Genomic DNA, 17,194 nt, shown 5'->3' on the forward strand with positions numbered 1-17,194 from the left:
AATGTGTTTTGTAATGTAAAAAGGAGTTGACTAAAAGCCAACTCCTTTTTCGATTTATAATATAAATTTTACTTTTCCCAATAAGTAGGACGAACTATAGATAATGGTAACTTAGTATTAGAGTCTCCTTTAGCTGCGTTAATTTGAAGCTGTGTAATAAATATACTATTTGAAAGATTAGCTCCTCTTAAATCTGCATCCCTTAAATCTGCTCCAATTAAGTCCGTTCCTGTTAAATCAACATTTCTAAGATCTGATGCAATAAGAAGTGCGCCACACAAATCTTCACCTTTAAGATTAGCCTTTCTAAGATCTGATCCTATTAAATTAAGCCTGCCAGAAATTTTTTTCTTACGCTTTAAATCACTCTTTGCTCCTTTACGTGCTTCATTTCTTAAACTCTCACTAGTTTTCAAAAGTAAAGAATTCACTTTAGCCCTATGCATTACTAAGTCTAATTTTAAGATTGAACTAGCATCTAACTTAGTAATTTTTTCAGTCTCTTTTATCATATAATCAATTTTTTCTCTTATAATTTTATCACTTTGTAATCTGAATGCTTCTGTTAAATACCATAACATTTCATGAATCTGTCTCATAACCAGAAATACATCAAACATCTCCTTTGAACTTTCTGGATTATTTCTCCAATCTTGTCCTTCATACGTAATCTGTGCTACCTTTTGACCTGCTCCAAAACAATCATATGCAGTACATCCCTTAAGCCCTTTTTCTCTAAGATTCTTATGTACAGTACATTTAAAATCAGACTTTAAATTTATACATGGCTTACCAGCATCCTTGTCAGTTGGAAATCCTTCTGAAGAAGAAAAGTATAATGCAACACAGCAAAATCCAAAACATTTCTCACAATCAATTTTTAAATTTTTATATAACTTTTTACTATCATCATTTTCATTTTTATGTATCATATTTGTTATCCCCCATATTCTTTAACTATAAGCAATCCAACTTCTAAATTGTATCACAATTTTATATTAAATTACTATATTATCACCATACCAATTATAAGTTATTTTGCTTAACAAATTTAATAAATTATTCCGATAAAACAAAAATTGTGACACATGTTATTTCATTATATAAAAACGACACTTTACTATTCAAAAGCACATTTTCAAAGGTTATATATATAATTTAAAAGTTACATTCTGTATATTTATAATATACAAGGTAAAAGGATATATTTAAACTTTATAAAACTACCTAATATAAAATTTAAGGAGGCATATTTGATATGGAGAAATCTTATAAAACAAAATCATCATTTACAAACGAAGAATATTCTTTATTTGTAGTTGAAAACTCAAAATTTTATAATGAAAAATTTGAACTATTTGATAATGGAAAGAAACTTTCATGGAATTGGGCAACCTTCTTTTTAGGAGGACTATGGTTCATATATAGAAAACTATATGCTGTTGGTATATCGCTCGTATTAATTGGAACATTAATTGATAATCTTATGAGTAAACATTTATCCTCACCTATATACTTCTTTATATGGTTAGCTATAGATATATTAATAACTGTGTTTGGAAACTATATATACTATCAACATACAAATAAAAAAATAGTAGAAGTAAAAAACATGGGACTGTCAGAAGAAGAAACTAAACTCAAACTTTCAAAAGTTGGAGGAACTAGTCCTATATTACCTATAGCTTTAATTGTAATAATTTTTATGATAGACATTATTACATTTTTATATCATTAAATACGATTAATAAAGCTTGATTTAATTAATAGAACTTATTTCGCAAGTATTCATATAAATTTGATAAATAGAATTTTTAAAGGTCTTTTAACTTAAGCATTAAAAGACCTTTTATTTTTATATTAAATTTTTTATTCCTGTTTCTAATATTTGCATTTGTAGCATTATCTGTTCATCAGTAATTGTTTTGCTTTTTCCATTTACAATAGTCTCATATAAATCATCATACACTCTTCCATAATCACCATTAACAGACTTTACTTTTTCTTCATGCATTGTACCTTCCCCATCTATATAGGTTAGAGTACCATAATGTTCTAAGTTATCAACGCCAAAATCTTTATTGCTAGGCATATAAAATAACTTTAAATGTTCCTCTTGACGATCCTTAGTTTCTTTTATGAAGCATCCCTTTTTACCATATAAAACAAAACTTGGTCTTTCCTTAATTCTAAAGTAGCTGGACTTTACTGAAACCTTTAATGTTCCGTAATATAAATCAATATCAAAATAATCATTCATTCTACCTACCCCTAATAATTGCCTTACATCATAATGTATATTATCTGGTTTACCAAAATAGCTGATTACTTGATCTATGGTGTGACAAGCATGACCATATAAATATGAATTTAAAGAATTAAACTTTTTAATAGTTTCTGGTACTTCTGGACGATAATAATCAAAATGCATTTCTAATTCTATTAAATCTCCTAACCTTCCTTCTTCAATAACCTTTTGAACAGTTAAAAAATCACTATCAAAGCGTCTATTTTGATATGCCTGTACAATTAGCCCCTTTTCTTTTGCTAAATCAAATATTTCTCTTGCTTGTTTTGAAGTTTCCATAAATGGTTTTTCAACTAAACAATGTTTATTATGCTTAAGCACCATTTTAGCATATTCATAATGGCTATCATGTCTTGTACAAACTACAATTAAATCAATGTCATTATCAGTTAATACTTCATCTAAATTAGATGTATAGTTTGCGCCTTCAATTCTATCCCAAACCTCATGCTCAGGATTCCTTTGATATATTGTTTTTACCTTTATATTTTCTCTTTGTATAACAAATGGAAGATGATATCTATTAGTACTTTTACCATTTCCAATATAACCAATTGTAAGCATAATATCCTCCTTAAATGTATCCTTATAATATTTCTCTTTATTAAAGTTTATTTTAACGTGCTCTTTCTATTATTACTAAATATCCTTTATCTATAAATAATTTACTGCCTAAATTATATCACAAATTTATATTAAATTATTATTTTTCAAATTCAAATATCTCTTTGTTTATTTGTTCTAGATATAACTTTTATACAAATTATATCATCAATTTTAGCAAAACACATCATTCTCTAGGCTTACCTAATGAGCTGCTAAAAAATTCAAAATACAAAAAAAGACTTTATTACATTGATTTAATAAAGCCTTTTTTATAACTTTTTGTTTAAGTTCCACAATAAGTTCTATATTTACAATTTGATACTTCAGGTAAAATACTATATTCTTCTTGATCCTTTGAATAATCGTAAGGTCTTGAAAGTACATCAAGAAATCTTTCCATAACACTATAATCTTCTTGCTTTATAGCACCTTCTAACGCTTCCTCTACCCTATGATTACGTGGAATTATTGAAGGATTAGACCTTTTCATAAGTTCTTTAATCTCTATTTTTGTTTGTTCTTGTCTTTCTAATCTAGATACCCAAAGCGTATTCCATTTTTTAAACTCCTTTGAATTAAACATCTCTATATCTTCTAAATCGTCTAAAGTTAATGAACGAAAAGTATTTGTATAATCAGCACTATATTTCTCCATAATATTTAAAAGACTATCTATCAAGTTTGCATCCTCTAGCTCTTCATTAAATATGCCAAGCTTTGCTTTCATTCCAGAAAACCATTTATCATGATATAAATTAGGAAAATTTGAAACTTCTTTTTCTGCAAGTTTTATTGCTTTTTCTTGGCTATTATGAAGTAATGGTATTAAAGTTTCAGCAAATCTAGCAAGATTCCATGATGCAATATATGGTTGATTGCCATAAGCATATCTACCATTAACATCAATCGAACTAAATACTGTTGAAGGATCATATGCATCCATAAAAGCACATGGACCATAATCAATAGTTTCTCCACTTATTGCCATATTATCTGTATTCATAACACCATGAATAAATCCAACCAATTGCCATTTAGCAATAAGATTTGCTTGGCGCTTTATTACTTCTTTTAATAAAAAAAGATACTTATTTTCTATAGTAGAAGGAACTTTAAAATGTCTTTCTAAAGTATAATCTGCTAATACTTTAATATCTTCAATTGTTCCCCAATTTGCTGCATATTGAAAAGTACCAACTCTTATATGACTTGAAGCTACACGAGTAAGTATTGCTCCTATTTGTTCTCCTTCACGTATTACTTTTTCACCAGTTTTAACAACTGCTAAACTACGTGTAGTAGGAATACCTAATGCATTCATAGCCTCGCTTATAATATATTCTCTTAACATGGGACCTAATGCTGCTTTGCCATCGCCTCCTCTTGAATATGGAGTTCTCCCTGCCCCTTTAAGTTGAACATCAAATTTTTCACCTAATGAAGTTACATGTTCTCCAAGTAATACTGCTCTACCATCACCCAACATAGTAAAATAACCAAATTGATGTCCCGCATAAGCTTCAGCAATAGGAATTGAACCTTCCAAAAGCCTATTACCTGCAAATATTCCTATTCCATCTGCACTCTTTAGTAAATTCTCATTTAAACCTAATTCTTTTATTAATTTACTATTTAAAGCAACCAAACTTGGTGTTGGTACCTCACTTGGGTTTTGCCTTTTAAAAAATATTTTAGGAAGCCGAGCATAACTATTATCTAATTTAAAGCCTGTATCCACTGTTAATTTCGTTTCTATCATATTTATCTCCTTTTTTTAATCTTTAATTATAAAATTAAATTTTATGCTTCTTCTTTTAGCTTTTACCTAATTAACAATCTATTATACTCCATTAATTATGTTAAAATTAAATCAAATACTATCTTTTAAACAATGTCCACTTATACCAGCTTTATAGCTTTTCAAAAATAGAGTATATACCTCATTTATAACTTTAGCATTATTAACTTCTCCATTTAACTTTAATATTTCCATTGCTGCTTCTATTGTACATAAATTACCACTTTCTACTCCTCTTCTCAAATCATACTTTGATTTGAAATTAGGCTCTATAGAAACAATCGGTATATTATTTAAATAATCACTCTTCCTAAATAATTTTCTTGCTTCTTTCCATGTACCATCTAGTATAATAAAAACAGGAATTTTTTCTGTTTTTTTATATTCTACTTTTCTTTCTAGATCTTCTGTTGGAAATAATAAATATGGTTCATATTCTTCATTATTTAGGATTTCTAAAAGCTCATTCGGTTTATTTTTTCTTTCCCAAAGAAAAATTTTTGTTGAAACTGGATTAACTAACTTTAACAATCTTGCTGTATTTGATGGTCTGTAAAACTCCTTTTCAGTAGATAAAATGCAAATCATCGCTTTGCTTTCTACTTTTTCTATCTTACTACAGAAACAATTTATTATTGGTAATCCACATTCATTGCAACTATTATATAAACTTGTTATTTGTTTGACTTTATAACTTGAACTCATTTTGCCTCCTAAGCTTCTTTTACATAACTAATTTTTTTTGTAATGTATTATAATAAATTTATTGTGAGATTTATTATAGCATATTCCTAAAATATAACACATTACATCAATATATAATTTTTATTTTTAAACCTTTAAATTCAAATATACTCTAAACATTATTTATGAACCTTTAAGCAATTACTGAATATTATTATAATAAGGTATATTCTAATTAAAATCGTAGGAGATGAATTTTATGTTAGAAAGAGATAAAAATTATATGGTTAAAAATAAGAACTTTAAAATAGAAGAAGTAGTTAGTATTCCACCTTCTTTATTTAAATCAATGAAAGGACAATATTTTGTGGGACAAACAGATAATTTATTAGTGGGGAATAATTTAAATGCTTGGGCTGCTTTATCAAATCCAATGAATTCATTCGTTAACTTATACACTAATGTGTTTACTATATCAAATTTTTCTGATGAGTATTTGACAGCTGAAATATGGCTAAATACTACTATTCCTGAAAATAGCATTATATCAAACAAAGTTTCCCCAACTAATACAGCTTTAGACCCTCTTCCTAAAAATCAAGTTGATATTAGATTTCTATCCGCTACTGATATGGTTCCTATAAATGGTATTAATGTGTATGAAAGAATCGTACCTCCTAACACAACATTAGTATCTGAAGAAGATGGTAAATTTATAGAAGGACCTGGAGGTAGCTATGTATTAGTTATAAAATCAACAAGTTCAAATTTAGCTAATGTAATAGTTGCTTTAGGATGGTGGGAAAAACCTAATTGTTAAAAATAATTTTTAAGGTTTACATTTCTAAATTTTAAATTGATAAATTGTATTTAAAAAATCCAATGATATTCAAAACATCATTGGATTTTTACAATTTAATTATACTGTTATTGATTGTTTATACTTATCTATCAAATTAAATATATAGGTTCTAATTTCATTAAATTCAAATCCCAATTCTTTTGCTCTAGATATGTCTAAGCTACAATCAAACATTCCATTATAAGCTCCAGTTTCACCATCTACTTTTATATTAGCTTTTTTACCTGCAGCTTCCTCAATATATGCTATAATTTCGTTAAGTGTAATGCTGCCTTCACTTGCAGCATTTACTGCTCCTGTATATTTCATATCAACTAAAAATGCTAAAAATTCACCAGCTTCTTTTGAACTAATAAAACTCAAGTCGCATTTCATATTATCAATATTAAGACTATCTTCTTTCATTACACTTTCTACATATGAATACAATCTTTTAGTATAATCATCTTCTGCCAAAACAACTGGAAATCTTACTGCTATTGTAGGTATATTATAATTTTGAAATATTACTGCTTCTACTAATCTTTTTCCCTCAGCATAAGAAAAATCTTTTCTTTCACCATATATTATTTCATAGTTATCAGGATTAAAATCCTCTTCTTTTATATATGTATCAAAATTGTATACTGCTGAACTTGATACTACTATATATTTTTTTGTTTTATCTTTAATAATATCACATAAAGTTTTTGCTGAATTAGATGAATAACATAAATTATCATATATAATATCAAACTTTTTATTCTTTAATCCTAACTCTATACTTTCTTTATTTTCTCTATCTAAAGTTATCCTACTAACCCTGTCCTCATAAGTATCCCTAGTTAAACCTCTTGTTGCTATCGTTACATTATGTCCCATATCTATAAGCTTGTTTACTAAAACTTTTCCAAAAAACCTTGTTCCTCCAAATACTAATACATCCATATTACTTCCCCTTTTTACTTATATCTCACAAATTCATATTCTACGTAATATATTTTTTCATATACACTTTATGAAAAAATTGTTACTATAATCACTTTATAGTGCTATTTCTTTTCTAAAAACACCTTAGTTTCTAGTATTTATAATTAATAATTCTTTAATATCATATAAAATTAAAAATGAGCCTCAAGTTTAAAACTAATCTGGCTCATAAATACTATTTAGATTTTTCTTTTAATATTATTCTATCTATGCTCTTTTTAGATAAGAAGTATTTCTCAGCTAAACTATTCCTACTTACCCCATTCATATATTCTGAATAAATACTAGAATCTCTTAAATTAATTTCTTTTCTAGTAGTTGTTGTACTTCCCCAAGGTTTTTTATTGGCTTCCTTCTTAGGAATATAAATATACTCACCCTCTATGTAAGTTTGAATTAATTCAATTATCTCTATAGGTAATACTTCTTTCGCTGCAATATAGCACATAATGCCCCTCCTAAATATATTATTTAATTTAGGTGTAAGCAAAGGCTATTTAATTATAATTTAATGCAATAGCCTTTGCTATGCATTAATAGAAGGTGTTGTCATAAAAAGTCCCCCTTTTCTTTTCATTATATTTATAATTTTACCTATTTTTTCTCTTTAAATCAAGTAAACTCTATACATTATTATATCAACCAATATTTTTCAAAAATTCTCTAGGTTCTTCGACGTTCAGGAAATGTATTTCCATTCCATTTTTTATTTTAGAATTTAGTAAATTCTTATCATCCTTAATAATAATCATTCCTTTTTTATGCATATTTTTTATTTTACTTCTTGAAATTCCAAGATTATCGCTTAAGAATTTATCTACCCTAATTTCTATTGGATACTTACAAACAATTTCAACCACAAGTTCATTTGCATTAATATAATATGATTCTAATTTATTTTCAATTAATTTATAACTTATACCTTCTAAAATAAGTTCAGCCTTATTTCTACTATATAAGTCTAAATTATAGGCATATTCTTTTGCTAATTCTTTATCATTAGAAAGAAATCTTTCATACTCATCTTTATTAATATCTTGAGGTTTTATTCTTTCATATATTGTCATATTCCAAGTAGATTTACACTTTTCACATTGATAAATTAACCAAACATCAAGATTATTTTTATTTGCGTTAATTCTAAACTTTTCACTACTTATATAATGTGCCTTTTCATTACATTTTGGACAATTCCTTTTTACTTTTGGTAAATTTTCTGGAACTAGTTCCCATCTATATTTTTTTAAATAGCTCATTTTGCTCCTCCTAGTTATTTAAATTTTAGGATTTGCAAAGGTTATTTCATTATATCTTATAAGTAAACATCCCAATTTAAATTTGGTTAATGCAAACTTACTCATACGAATAATAATGTAGGAGTTTCCTTTAATAATGCAATAGCCTCTGCTATGCATTTAAAAAATCTCTTGTCATAAATAATTCCTCCAATCTGTTTGATATATATATTTTACCAACTCTACATGATGTATAAAACCTAATACTCATTTAGTAAATGAAAATAAGCCAATATGATTATCATATTAACTCAAAATAAATTCTATTAGAAATATTTTTTATATTCATTGCTTACTTCCTTAATGCCTATCTTTTTACTGCTATATATCATAATATACTATAAGAATATAAAAAATCTTATCATTATGTTAATAAACTTATGTTATAATTAGTAAAAATAATTTTACATAAAATAAAGGAGATTTACAATGTATAGTTTTAAAAATGATTACAGTGAAGGTGCACATCCAAGAATTCTGGATTCTTTAATAGAATCAAATATGGTTCAAGAAGAAGGTTATGGAAATGACACTCACTCTAAAAATGCAATTTCTAAAATAAAAGAATTAACAGAAAATCAAAATATTGATGTTCATTTTATATCTGGAGGAACTCAAACAAATCTAATAACAATAGGAGCTTTTCTAAAACCTTATGAAGCTTGTATATCTGCATGTAGCGGTCATATTGCGGTTAATGAAACTGGAGCAATAGAATATACTGGTCATAAAGTAATTACAGTAGATTCAAGTGATGGAAAAATAACTACGGAAAAAATACAAGAAGTATTAAATTCTTATGTAAATGAACATGTTGTAAAACCAAAGCTTGTATATATTTCTAACCCCACAGAATTAGGCACAATATATACAAAGAAAGAATTAGAGAATCTATATGATTTTTGTAAAGCAAAAAATCTTATTTTATATGCAGATGGAGCAAGATTGGGAGCAGCTATTTGTGTTAAAGAAGCTGATTTAACATTAAAAGATATGTGTGATTTTACCGATTCATTTTTTATAGGCGGAACTAAAGGTGGAGCCCTTCTTGGAGAAGCATTAATAATAAAAAATGAAAGTTTAAAAGAGGATTTTAGATATCATATAAAGCAAAAAGGTGCTATGCTTGCAAAGGGAAGGCTTTTAGGAATTCAATTTGAAGAATTATTCAAGGATAACCTTTATTTTGAACTTGCAGAACACGCTAATAAAATGGCTACTCTTTTGACTAATGAACTAAAAAAATTAAATTGTAGTTTTTTAGTAAATTCTAAAACTAATCAGATTTTCCCTATATTAAAAAATGAACTAATAAAAAAATTAGAGGAAAAATTTAGCTTTTACACTTGGAAAAAGATAGATGATAATAGCTCTGCTATTAGGTTAATTACTTCATGGGCTACTAAAGAAGAAAAAATCCATGAATTTTTATCAGAAATAAAAAAACATAACTGATAACAATCATAGAAATATATCATCCTTTAAAATTGTTAATTTAATCGCTTTTAAAGGATGGATATATTTATTGATAATAAACTTATAAAATTAAGTCATTCAAATCTTTTTATAATGGTAGTCTTATAAATATTTTTCCTATATAAAACTCTTTTTGATTAATTATTTTTTCTGTAAACATAGTATTATCATTAAATTCAAATCTAATATTATCAAATATAGACTTAATATTAATAACTCCATACCCAACCTCCGGATTTGGATATAATTCTCCCTCCTGTTTTAATGTCCCACCTATTAAATATGTTTTAAGTTTTGTTGAATATAAACTTCTATCATTTCCATTAACTATTCCCCATTGAAACATAAGTGCTGAACATCCAGCTACTACAGCTGCTGCAACACTTGAACCTGTTATCATTTCTGTTTTTCCATCAATTGTAGAAACTAATGCCTTTACTCCTCCAGCTACTACATCAGGCTTAATCCTTCCATCTCTCGTATAACCTCTACCAGACTCCTCCACGTTTGACTTATTATTTTGATTATAAAAACCAACTGATATACCACTTAGCGATGTAGCTGGCTGAGTTAGTGTTCTATATGGGTCTGGATTTAAAAACTTTGTTTCTGGAGCCAACAATTCCCTTTGAAGTAAATAAGCATCATATTTTCCTGTCACAATTAATTCTCCAATTAATTTAAATGTCCAAATTCCCTCTTTTATATTAATAGCTCTAATTGTAATACATTCTTCTCCAGTTGATACTTCTGGTATAGCATATTCTACATATATTATAGTATTTTCATATAAGAACTTAATTTCTGTCACTTTATTAATAACAGGTGGTACTCTATCTATTATTTCTCCAGAGGGCGATACAATTGATAATGAAAATTTATCTGGTCTATTAATCCATATTTCAAATTTTATATTCTTTTGTCCATCACCAATTTTCAGTTCAATATTACTATAATTATTTACATCTGTTAAACTTCCAGAAGAATGGGTATCTGAATCCCCTTGATTTCCTGTAGGTACTATTACAGCTATTCCCTTCTTTTTTGATATATCATCTATATATCTCTCTGTAAAAGATAATCCATTATGAGAACCAAGATTAGTTCCTAATGGTAAAAGTATTACCATTGGGGTTTTAATTCTATTTGCTAGATTATTCAAATAATTAAGTGCTAAAAATATAACTGACGTTGAATAAGCAACTTCTTTTCCATATACACCATATTCTTCTCTTCTTGTTAATGGTGCATAATAAATTTTTACAATAGCAAAATTACATTTTGGAGCAACTCCTATAAGTTCTGGTTTTACACCTCTTGCCCCTACAATAGAAGCCATACTAGTACCATGACCAATTTCATCTCTTACTGGTACTATATCATAAGGATTAAGTCCTTCACGCTTTGCTTTAATAGCTTTAGTTATATCATCACGTGTATATTCACTGCCTCCATATTGGTCTTCAGGCTTTTTCCCACTTTCAATTGTTTGGTCCCATATAGTTAGAATCCTTGATGTTCCATCTTCATTAATAAATTCTTCATTTAAATAATCTATACCTGTATCTATAATACCAACTGTAACTCCAGAACCATCTAATGGCAAATAAACACTTTTATTAAAAATACTTGCTCCAGAGGCTTCTACAACCGAAATATCACACAATGTATATAATAAACTGGGAACTTCAAAAGTAATAACATCATAAAGTTTATTAAAAACCTCTTGAATTTCTTTTATATTACCTATAATATCTAATATTGCACGCTTAGAATCAATAACCACAACTCTGGCATTAGCAACTTTTTTTACAGCACTAACAATATCTCCTTGATATTCAACTGTTGCAAAAGTACCATGAGGTATTGCAATAAACTCCTTATCTGTGAGATTAGGGATTATCTTAACAGTCACACCTGAAAGTTTACTTATAACCTCATTTATATCACCTTTGACTTCAATTATTGCTCTACTTGAATCAAGTATATACACATGTGCTGTTGGAATACGATTTGTAGCATTTAGAATATCTCCTTGATATTCTATTGTAGCATAATTGTATTCATTCTCTTCGGAAAATGCGTAACCATCTTTTACTTTGTTTTCAGCTTTATACACACCTCCAATCCCATAACCTTTTTCTATTCTAATCACCACCTCAATATTTGCACTTATAAAAAATAAGAATTTCCCTTTATATACATTATGAAAAAAATAATAAAGTAATTACGTAAAACTTACTTTATCTTTTAATAATAATTTATATGTTTGTCATTAAGTTGTTAATTCTTATACATGAAAAATACAACTTATTAAGGTATAATATACATAATATATTATTTATTATGTTATAATATTGAGAAAAATAAATAAAAAGGAGTAATTTATGTTAAAATACAAATGTTTAGTACTCGACCACGACGATACCGTGGCTCAAAGCACACCTGAAATACATTTCCCAGTTTTTAAAAATACCTTATCAAAACTTCGCCCTGATACTAAAATGACGCTAGATGAATTTATGATGTATTGTTTTGACCCAGGTTTTCATTCGCTGTGCTTTGATATATTAAAATTTACAGAGGAAGAAATGAATTATCAAGTTAATACATGGAAAGAACATGTTAAATCTAATATTCCAGCCTTTTATCCTGGATTTGAAAAAATTATAAAGAGACAAAAAGAAGAAGGTGGACTAGTCTGCGTGGTTTCACATTCTTATAGTGAAAATATAAAACGTGATTACTTAAAAAATTGCGGTATCATCCCAGATATGATTTTTGGTTGGGAACGTTGTGAAGAAGAACGTAAACCTAATCCATACCCACTCAAAGAAATCATGTTTAAATATAATCTTAAACCTGAAGATTTAATAATGGTAGATGACTTAAAACCTGGTTCTGATATGGCAAAAGCTTGTAATGTAGCCTTTGCCGGAGCAGGTTGGTCTCATACAAATAAGCTAATAATAGATTTTATGAAAGAAAATTGTGATCATTATTTTAGTAATGTTATTGAACTTGAAAAATTCTTATTTGAATAATTGACTTTTAATATTTAAAATTTGAGTTTTACTTAAAAATGATGTTAATATAACAAATTTTAAATGACTTTAACAAGAGTTTCTTAGCTCGTATTTTTATTATATAGTATTGTATAAATAAAAATCAGACTTGAATCAACTACAAGTCTGATTTTTATTCTTTTTATTTATTCTCAAATTATTGCTTTTCAAACCATTCATTAGCTATTAACTGAAAATTATGTGGAGTAAACTCTATTACACGATAATCTTGTATATCATTAGTCTTAAGTGGTTCAGCAGATAAATACTTTTCCACTTGTTCCATTGACTCAGCTTTCATAAGAAATATTCCACCACTCTCATCATTCTTAAGTCCAGTCACTAAAATTCTACCAGATTCAAATTCCTTTTTAGAATAAGCTATATGTTCATTTAAAATATTTTCATTAATAAGCGTTGGATTTTTTATTAACCCCTCAATGATAAAAAATTTCATTTTCTCATCTCCTTTATAATTTGATTATAGTTTTCTATTAAATAATTTATAAAATTATTATTTTAATTTTTAACCATTTCCTATAATAAATTCTAAACACATTTTCTGCTATTAGTTTTAGAAAAACAAAATGTAAAATTAAATTTATATTCCAAAGAAAAATAATTGAAATTATTATTGTTTTTTCATTATATCTGTATTATTAATCCAAGTAACAAAATAAGGTCTATTCTTATCTTTTTCTTTCATATATAATAAAAATGGTTTGTCAAAAATTAAATTTTTAGGTTTACTTATAGGTAATGAACTCTTTTTCATACTAATCTCACCCTTTGACTTCAACTCTGCTCCTTTTTCTGTTAAATCGAATTGTGTTCTTTGTATTGCACTACTTATTTTATAATCCTCAAAACCCTTATTTAGGACTTTTTTATCTTCAAGTTCAGTAAAATTCTTTTTAAAATCAAAATTTAATTTTGGTATTTTTAAACTTGCCACTTGATAAACTTCTCCATCATTTTTCCTATGATCTAATGCATATTTTAAGGTATTATTTAAGGTATCTTGTGGAGGTATTTTAGATAATATGAGTTCATCTTCTGGATTTTTTCCTTTTAAAGATATTATAAAATCGTCATCTCCACCATAATAAAGGATTCTAATCTGATTTAATAAAGCTTCTTTATTCTCTCTAACTGTTTTGTCACCTATACCAAAAGCTTGAACTTTCTCATCACTAAATTCTACTCCATCTTTCAAATTTTCAAAAGCATACTCAAATTCTACATTCTTTTTTAGAAATGCATACGCTAATATATCATTTGGATTATTTAAAACTGTTTCTACTTGCCATTTTCCACCTTCATTAAACTTATCTTTTAATGCTTTATTAACCTTTTCTACTATACCATCTTTATTATATCCAACCATAGCTATATAGCTATTTTCATCTATATCATTTTTAGTAAAATTCTTTTTATTAAGTTCTTTAACTAATATATTATCACCTTCAAGAATTATATCTTCCTTTATCATATTGTCTCTAAGCTCATTCCAAGCCATTTGAAAAGTGCCACACCAAATCATATTTTTATTTTCCATAGGAACATCTAATACAACATACATATTATTTTTTTTATTATCAATTTTAGTGATTGCTTGTTTATACTCTTCATTTGAAAAGCTTGCTGTCTTTATATAATATAAGTATCCCCAAATACAAAAAGTAATAATTATAGACACTATTACAATAGCCATACTCTTCTTTTTCATTATTTTCACACTCCTAGATATTATTAAAATCTCATACCATTATGTAATTTTAAACATAACTTCATTAATTTATACGAAAATTTTTCAAAAATAGTTACATAATCAAGAAATTTCTTTCAGAATAAGCATTAAACTTCTATTGTTCTATATTTATATTTGTTATTTAATTATAATAAATTATTTTTTTATTACCCCCTAAAAATTTTTTAATTTTTCGTATATATAGACAAAGACACATCAAAGTGATCTTATATAAAATAATTTATATAAATGGAGGAATTAGAAATGAAAAAAATAGCAATTTATGTTACTATGGCAGCAATAATAATAAGTATAAGTGGAACTAAGGCATTTGCAACAGATGAAACCACTTTAAAATCAGAAGCTGGAATTACACCTGATAGCATTCTTTATCCAATCGATAAGGCATTAGATGATTTAAGTATCTCATTATCTTCTAGTGATGAAGCTAAGACTGAAACCTTAGCTAATATAGCCGAAGAAAGACTTGGAGAAAGTGAAGTTATGGCTGAAGCTGATAAAACTGATTTGGCAAATGAAGCTTTAGAAGCATCTAATCAAAAAATGCAAGAAGCTACTGAAACACTTCAAACAGTAATTGAAAATAAAGGTGACTCTACAGACGAAAAAACAACCAATAATTTATCAGAATTAGAAAAGAAAATACAAGATAAACAAACAAAATCTTTAGAAGTTTTAACTAACTTAGAAAATAAATTAGGTGATAAGGCTAAAGAAGTTATTGCAAATGTTATAGAAATGCAAAAAACTAAAAAAGAAGCTGTTAAGGCTATGGTTGAAGAAAGACATAAGCTTAATGATGTAAGAAAAGTTATGAATGTTGCTAAAGAAGCTTTAGCAAAAGCTAAAGAAGAAGGTGATGCAGCAGCTATTCAAGCAGCTCAGACAAGCTTAGATGAAGCCACCAAAGCCTATGAGACTGAAAAAGAAGTAATGAAAAAAGTACTTGAAGAAAAAAAGGCTATCATAAAAGGTGGGCTTGAAAAAATTAAAGAAGTCAACAAACAAGCTAAAGAAAAGATTAAGCAAGATTTAGAAGCAGGAATTATAACAAAAGAACAAGCTAAAGAGCAATTAGATGTTTTAAATCAAGATATTCAAACTAAGGAGCAAAAAGATAAAGAAACTCCAGATGAAAACAAAGATAAAAATAAAGATAAAACCCAAAATAAAGAAGTAAAAGATGAAAATACTACTCCTCAAAATAATTCAACTACTCCTAATAATGAAGAAAAGAAAAATAATCATGGACAAGAAAAAAAGCAAGAAAATGAAGTAGCAACACCAGAAACACAAGTAAATAAACAAGAGTCAAAACCAGATGAAGCTAAAGATAACCAAGCTTCAAAAGCTAAAGAAAATGGACATGAGAAAAATGATAAAGAAAAGAAGGAAAATGAAGGTAAAGGAAATAAGAAATAACATAATTAGCTAATATTTTAAAATTTTTTCTTATAGGAAAGGGTGTAAATTATTACACCCTCTCTTAATATAATCAATTAGTTTATACTTGCGTTACTCTAACAATATGAATAGTTAAGTAAAGAATTTCCTCTTTAGTTAATTCTTTATCTAATACCTTCTTTACATAATTTCTAATTAATTCACTGCACTTAAATTGCTTAGGATATTCATTTTTGATTTGTTCAAATATAAATGTATCCTTAGATTCTATCATTTTATCATCAATTAATCTTTGAATAAAAAATTGAAGATGCGTTAAGAATCTAGAATAACTTAAAGAATCTTTATCAAGTTTCATACCAAAATTGTATTGTATTATATTAAAAATATCCTTTAACATTTTTATTGTAAGTAGAGTATTTTGCATTTCTCCTTCATCTGTTTGAGCATTAACAAAATGAAATGCAATATTTGCAGCTTCTTCTTCTGGCAGCTCTATGTTAAGTTTATCATTAATATGCTTAATTGCATATTTTCCAATTTCAAATTCTTTTGGATAGAATTTTTTAACTTCCCAAAGCAAACGATTCTGCATGATTATGTTACTCTTATATCTTGTAATTGCATAAGAAATATGATCAATTAAAGTAATAAATATTTGACTATTTATTTTAAAGTTTAATTTTTCTGTAGCATATTCTATAATTTCATTCGTTGTTTCAATATATTCAATCGGTGTTCTTTCAATAAGCTTAACATAATCTTTGGTTTCATTCTCTCCCTTTGCTACAAATATTTTTTCTATCTTGTCAACATCTAAATCATCACCAGCTTTTTTCATGAAACCTAGACCTTTTCCCATTATGACTATTTGTTTATCATTCTCATCTTGTGCTAAAATCAAGCTATTATTCATCACTTTAACTATCTTCATTTTATTCACCTTCAGCATTTGT

General features: G+C 27.0%; 16 protein-coding genes. 5 read left to right on the forward strand and 11 right to left on the reverse strand.

From position 1 onward, the window contains the following. Positions 1 to 68: 68 nt before the first annotated feature. Positions 69 to 932, reverse strand: coding sequence for a pentapeptide repeat-containing protein (locus BUB01_RS14230; protein WP_072989172.1), 864 nt, complete (start codon positions 930 to 932; stop codon positions 69 to 71). 326 nt (positions 933 to 1,258) lie between these two features. Between BUB01_RS14230 and BUB01_RS14235 the strand changes: the two genes are divergently transcribed. Then, positions 1,259 to 1,738, forward strand: a complete 480-nt coding sequence (locus BUB01_RS14235; RefSeq protein ID WP_072989175.1) for a DUF2628 domain-containing protein — start codon at positions 1,259 to 1,261, stop codon at positions 1,736 to 1,738. A 117-nt stretch (positions 1,739 to 1,855) separates the two neighbouring features. Here the strand turns inward: BUB01_RS14235 and BUB01_RS14240 are convergent, their stop codons facing one another. The 3 genes from BUB01_RS14240 to BUB01_RS14250 form a co-directional block, all read right to left on the reverse strand. Further along, complete coding sequence (locus BUB01_RS14240; RefSeq protein ID WP_072989179.1) at positions 1,856 to 2,872, reverse strand: Gfo/Idh/MocA family oxidoreductase; 1,017 nt, start codon at positions 2,870 to 2,872, stop codon at positions 1,856 to 1,858. 325 nt (positions 2,873 to 3,197) lie between these two features. Next, a complete protein-coding gene (locus BUB01_RS14245) occupies positions 3,198 to 4,673 on the reverse strand; it encodes a protein adenylyltransferase SelO (protein ID WP_072989182.1) in 1,476 nt (491 codons plus the stop codon). 111 nt (positions 4,674 to 4,784) lie between these two features. Then, positions 4,785 to 5,417, reverse strand: a complete 633-nt coding sequence (locus tag BUB01_RS14250; RefSeq protein ID WP_072989185.1) for a tRNA-uridine aminocarboxypropyltransferase — start codon at positions 5,415 to 5,417, stop codon at positions 4,785 to 4,787. 238 nt (positions 5,418 to 5,655) lie between these two features. Between BUB01_RS14250 and BUB01_RS14255 the strand changes: the two genes are divergently transcribed. Continuing rightward, positions 5,656 to 6,216: a DUF6143 family protein gene (locus BUB01_RS14255; protein WP_072989188.1), complete on the forward strand. Its 561-nt coding sequence runs from the start codon at positions 5,656 to 5,658 to the stop codon at positions 6,214 to 6,216. A gap of 99 nt (positions 6,217 to 6,315) precedes the next feature. On the opposite strand, the gene BUB01_RS14260 is transcribed toward BUB01_RS14255, so the two are convergent. From BUB01_RS14260 to BUB01_RS14270, 3 genes are all read right to left on the reverse strand, one after another. Beyond that, the gene (locus tag BUB01_RS14260) at positions 6,316 to 7,185 is read right to left on the reverse strand and encodes an NAD-dependent epimerase/dehydratase family protein (RefSeq protein ID WP_072989191.1); all 870 of its coding nucleotides are present in this window, start codon (positions 7,183 to 7,185) and stop codon (positions 6,316 to 6,318) included. 217 nt (positions 7,186 to 7,402) lie between these two features. Beyond that, on the reverse strand, positions 7,403 to 7,675 hold the full coding sequence (locus BUB01_RS14265; RefSeq protein WP_072989195.1) for a CD3324 family protein: 273 nt from the start codon (positions 7,673 to 7,675) through the stop codon (positions 7,403 to 7,405). Between the two features lie 190 nt (positions 7,676 to 7,865). After that, positions 7,866 to 8,483 carry a DUF1062 domain-containing protein gene (locus tag BUB01_RS14270; RefSeq protein ID WP_072989198.1) on the reverse strand — a complete coding sequence of 206 codons (618 nt, stop codon included), beginning with the start codon at positions 8,481 to 8,483 and terminating at the stop codon, positions 7,866 to 7,868. A 468-nt stretch (positions 8,484 to 8,951) separates the two neighbouring features. Between BUB01_RS14270 and BUB01_RS14275 the strand changes: the two genes are divergently transcribed. Next, positions 8,952 to 9,977, forward strand: coding sequence for a threonine aldolase family protein (locus BUB01_RS14275; protein ID WP_072989201.1), 1,026 nt, complete (start codon positions 8,952 to 8,954; stop codon positions 9,975 to 9,977). Between the two features lie 109 nt (positions 9,978 to 10,086). Here the strand turns inward: BUB01_RS14275 and BUB01_RS14280 are convergent, their stop codons facing one another. Then, complete coding sequence (locus BUB01_RS14280; RefSeq protein ID WP_207649996.1) at positions 10,087 to 12,156, reverse strand: S8 family peptidase; 2,070 nt, start codon at positions 12,154 to 12,156, stop codon at positions 10,087 to 10,089. Positions 12,157 to 12,385: 229 nt separating this feature from the next. Between BUB01_RS14280 and BUB01_RS14285 the strand changes: the two genes are divergently transcribed. After that, positions 12,386 to 13,042: an HAD family hydrolase gene (locus BUB01_RS14285; protein ID WP_072989208.1), complete on the forward strand. Its 657-nt coding sequence runs from the start codon at positions 12,386 to 12,388 to the stop codon at positions 13,040 to 13,042. A gap of 178 nt (positions 13,043 to 13,220) precedes the next feature. On the opposite strand, the gene BUB01_RS14290 is transcribed toward BUB01_RS14285, so the two are convergent. Both BUB01_RS14290 and BUB01_RS14295 read right to left on the reverse strand, forming a co-directional pair. Beyond that, complete coding sequence (locus tag BUB01_RS14290) at positions 13,221 to 13,520, reverse strand: YciI family protein (RefSeq protein ID WP_072989212.1); 300 nt, start codon at positions 13,518 to 13,520, stop codon at positions 13,221 to 13,223. 174 nt (positions 13,521 to 13,694) lie between these two features. Beyond that, positions 13,695 to 14,792 (reverse strand): serpin family protein, encoded by a 1,098-nt coding sequence (locus BUB01_RS14295; protein ID WP_072989215.1) that lies wholly within the window; start codon positions 14,790 to 14,792, stop codon positions 13,695 to 13,697. Between the two features lie 285 nt (positions 14,793 to 15,077). On the opposite strand from BUB01_RS14295, the gene BUB01_RS14300 reads away from it, so the two are divergent. Then, a complete protein-coding gene (locus tag BUB01_RS14300; protein WP_072989218.1) occupies positions 15,078 to 16,256 on the forward strand; it encodes a DUF5667 domain-containing protein in 1,179 nt (392 codons plus the stop codon). A gap of 82 nt (positions 16,257 to 16,338) precedes the next feature. On the opposite strand, the gene licT is transcribed toward BUB01_RS14300, so the two are convergent. After that, a complete protein-coding gene (gene licT, locus BUB01_RS14305) occupies positions 16,339 to 17,172 on the reverse strand; it encodes a BglG family transcription antiterminator LicT (protein ID WP_072989222.1) in 834 nt (277 codons plus the stop codon). Between the last annotated feature and the right edge of the window lie 22 nt (positions 17,173 to 17,194).

The organism is Clostridium cavendishii DSM 21758, assembly GCF_900141845.1.
Lineage (GTDB): Bacteria > Bacillota > Clostridia > Clostridiales > Clostridiaceae > Clostridium_AG > Clostridium_AG cavendishii.

What these genes read in the sequence shown, in the direction of transcription:
- licT (WP_072989222.1), bottom strand. Translation starts at nt 17,172, where the DNA reads ATGAAGATAGTTAAAGTGATGAATAATAGCTTGATTTTAGCACAAGAT.
- BUB01_RS14300 (WP_072989218.1), top strand. Translation starts at nt 15,078, where the DNA reads ATGAAAAAAATAGCAATTTATGTTACTATGGCAGCAATAATAATAAGT.
- BUB01_RS14260 (WP_072989191.1), bottom strand. Translation starts at nt 7,185, where the DNA reads ATGGATGTATTAGTATTTGGAGGAACAAGGTTTTTTGGAAAAGTTTTA.
- BUB01_RS14250 (WP_072989185.1), bottom strand. Translation starts at nt 5,417, where the DNA reads ATGAGTTCAAGTTATAAAGTCAAACAAATAACAAGTTTATATAATAGT.
- BUB01_RS14275 (WP_072989201.1), top strand. Translation starts at nt 8,952, where the DNA reads ATGTATAGTTTTAAAAATGATTACAGTGAAGGTGCACATCCAAGAATT.
- BUB01_RS14245 (WP_072989182.1), bottom strand. Translation starts at nt 4,673, where the DNA reads ATGATAGAAACGAAATTAACAGTGGATACAGGCTTTAAATTAGATAAT.
- BUB01_RS14295 (WP_072989215.1), bottom strand. Translation starts at nt 14,792, where the DNA reads ATGAAAAAGAAGAGTATGGCTATTGTAATAGTGTCTATAATTATTACT.
- BUB01_RS14265 (WP_072989195.1), bottom strand. Translation starts at nt 7,675, where the DNA reads ATGTGCTATATTGCAGCGAAAGAAGTATTACCTATAGAGATAATTGAA.
- BUB01_RS14255 (WP_072989188.1), top strand. Translation starts at nt 5,656, where the DNA reads ATGTTAGAAAGAGATAAAAATTATATGGTTAAAAATAAGAACTTTAAA.
- BUB01_RS14230 (WP_072989172.1), bottom strand. Translation starts at nt 932, where the DNA reads ATGATACATAAAAATGAAAATGATGATAGTAAAAAGTTATATAAAAAT.
- BUB01_RS14240 (WP_072989179.1), bottom strand. Translation starts at nt 2,872, where the DNA reads ATGCTTACAATTGGTTATATTGGAAATGGTAAAAGTACTAATAGATAT.
- BUB01_RS14235 (WP_072989175.1), top strand. Translation starts at nt 1,259, where the DNA reads ATGGAGAAATCTTATAAAACAAAATCATCATTTACAAACGAAGAATAT.
- BUB01_RS14270 (WP_072989198.1), bottom strand. Translation starts at nt 8,483, where the DNA reads ATGAGCTATTTAAAAAAATATAGATGGGAACTAGTTCCAGAAAATTTA.
- BUB01_RS14285 (WP_072989208.1), top strand. Translation starts at nt 12,386, where the DNA reads ATGTTAAAATACAAATGTTTAGTACTCGACCACGACGATACCGTGGCT.
- BUB01_RS14290 (WP_072989212.1), bottom strand. Translation starts at nt 13,520, where the DNA reads ATGAAATTTTTTATCATTGAGGGGTTAATAAAAAATCCAACGCTTATT.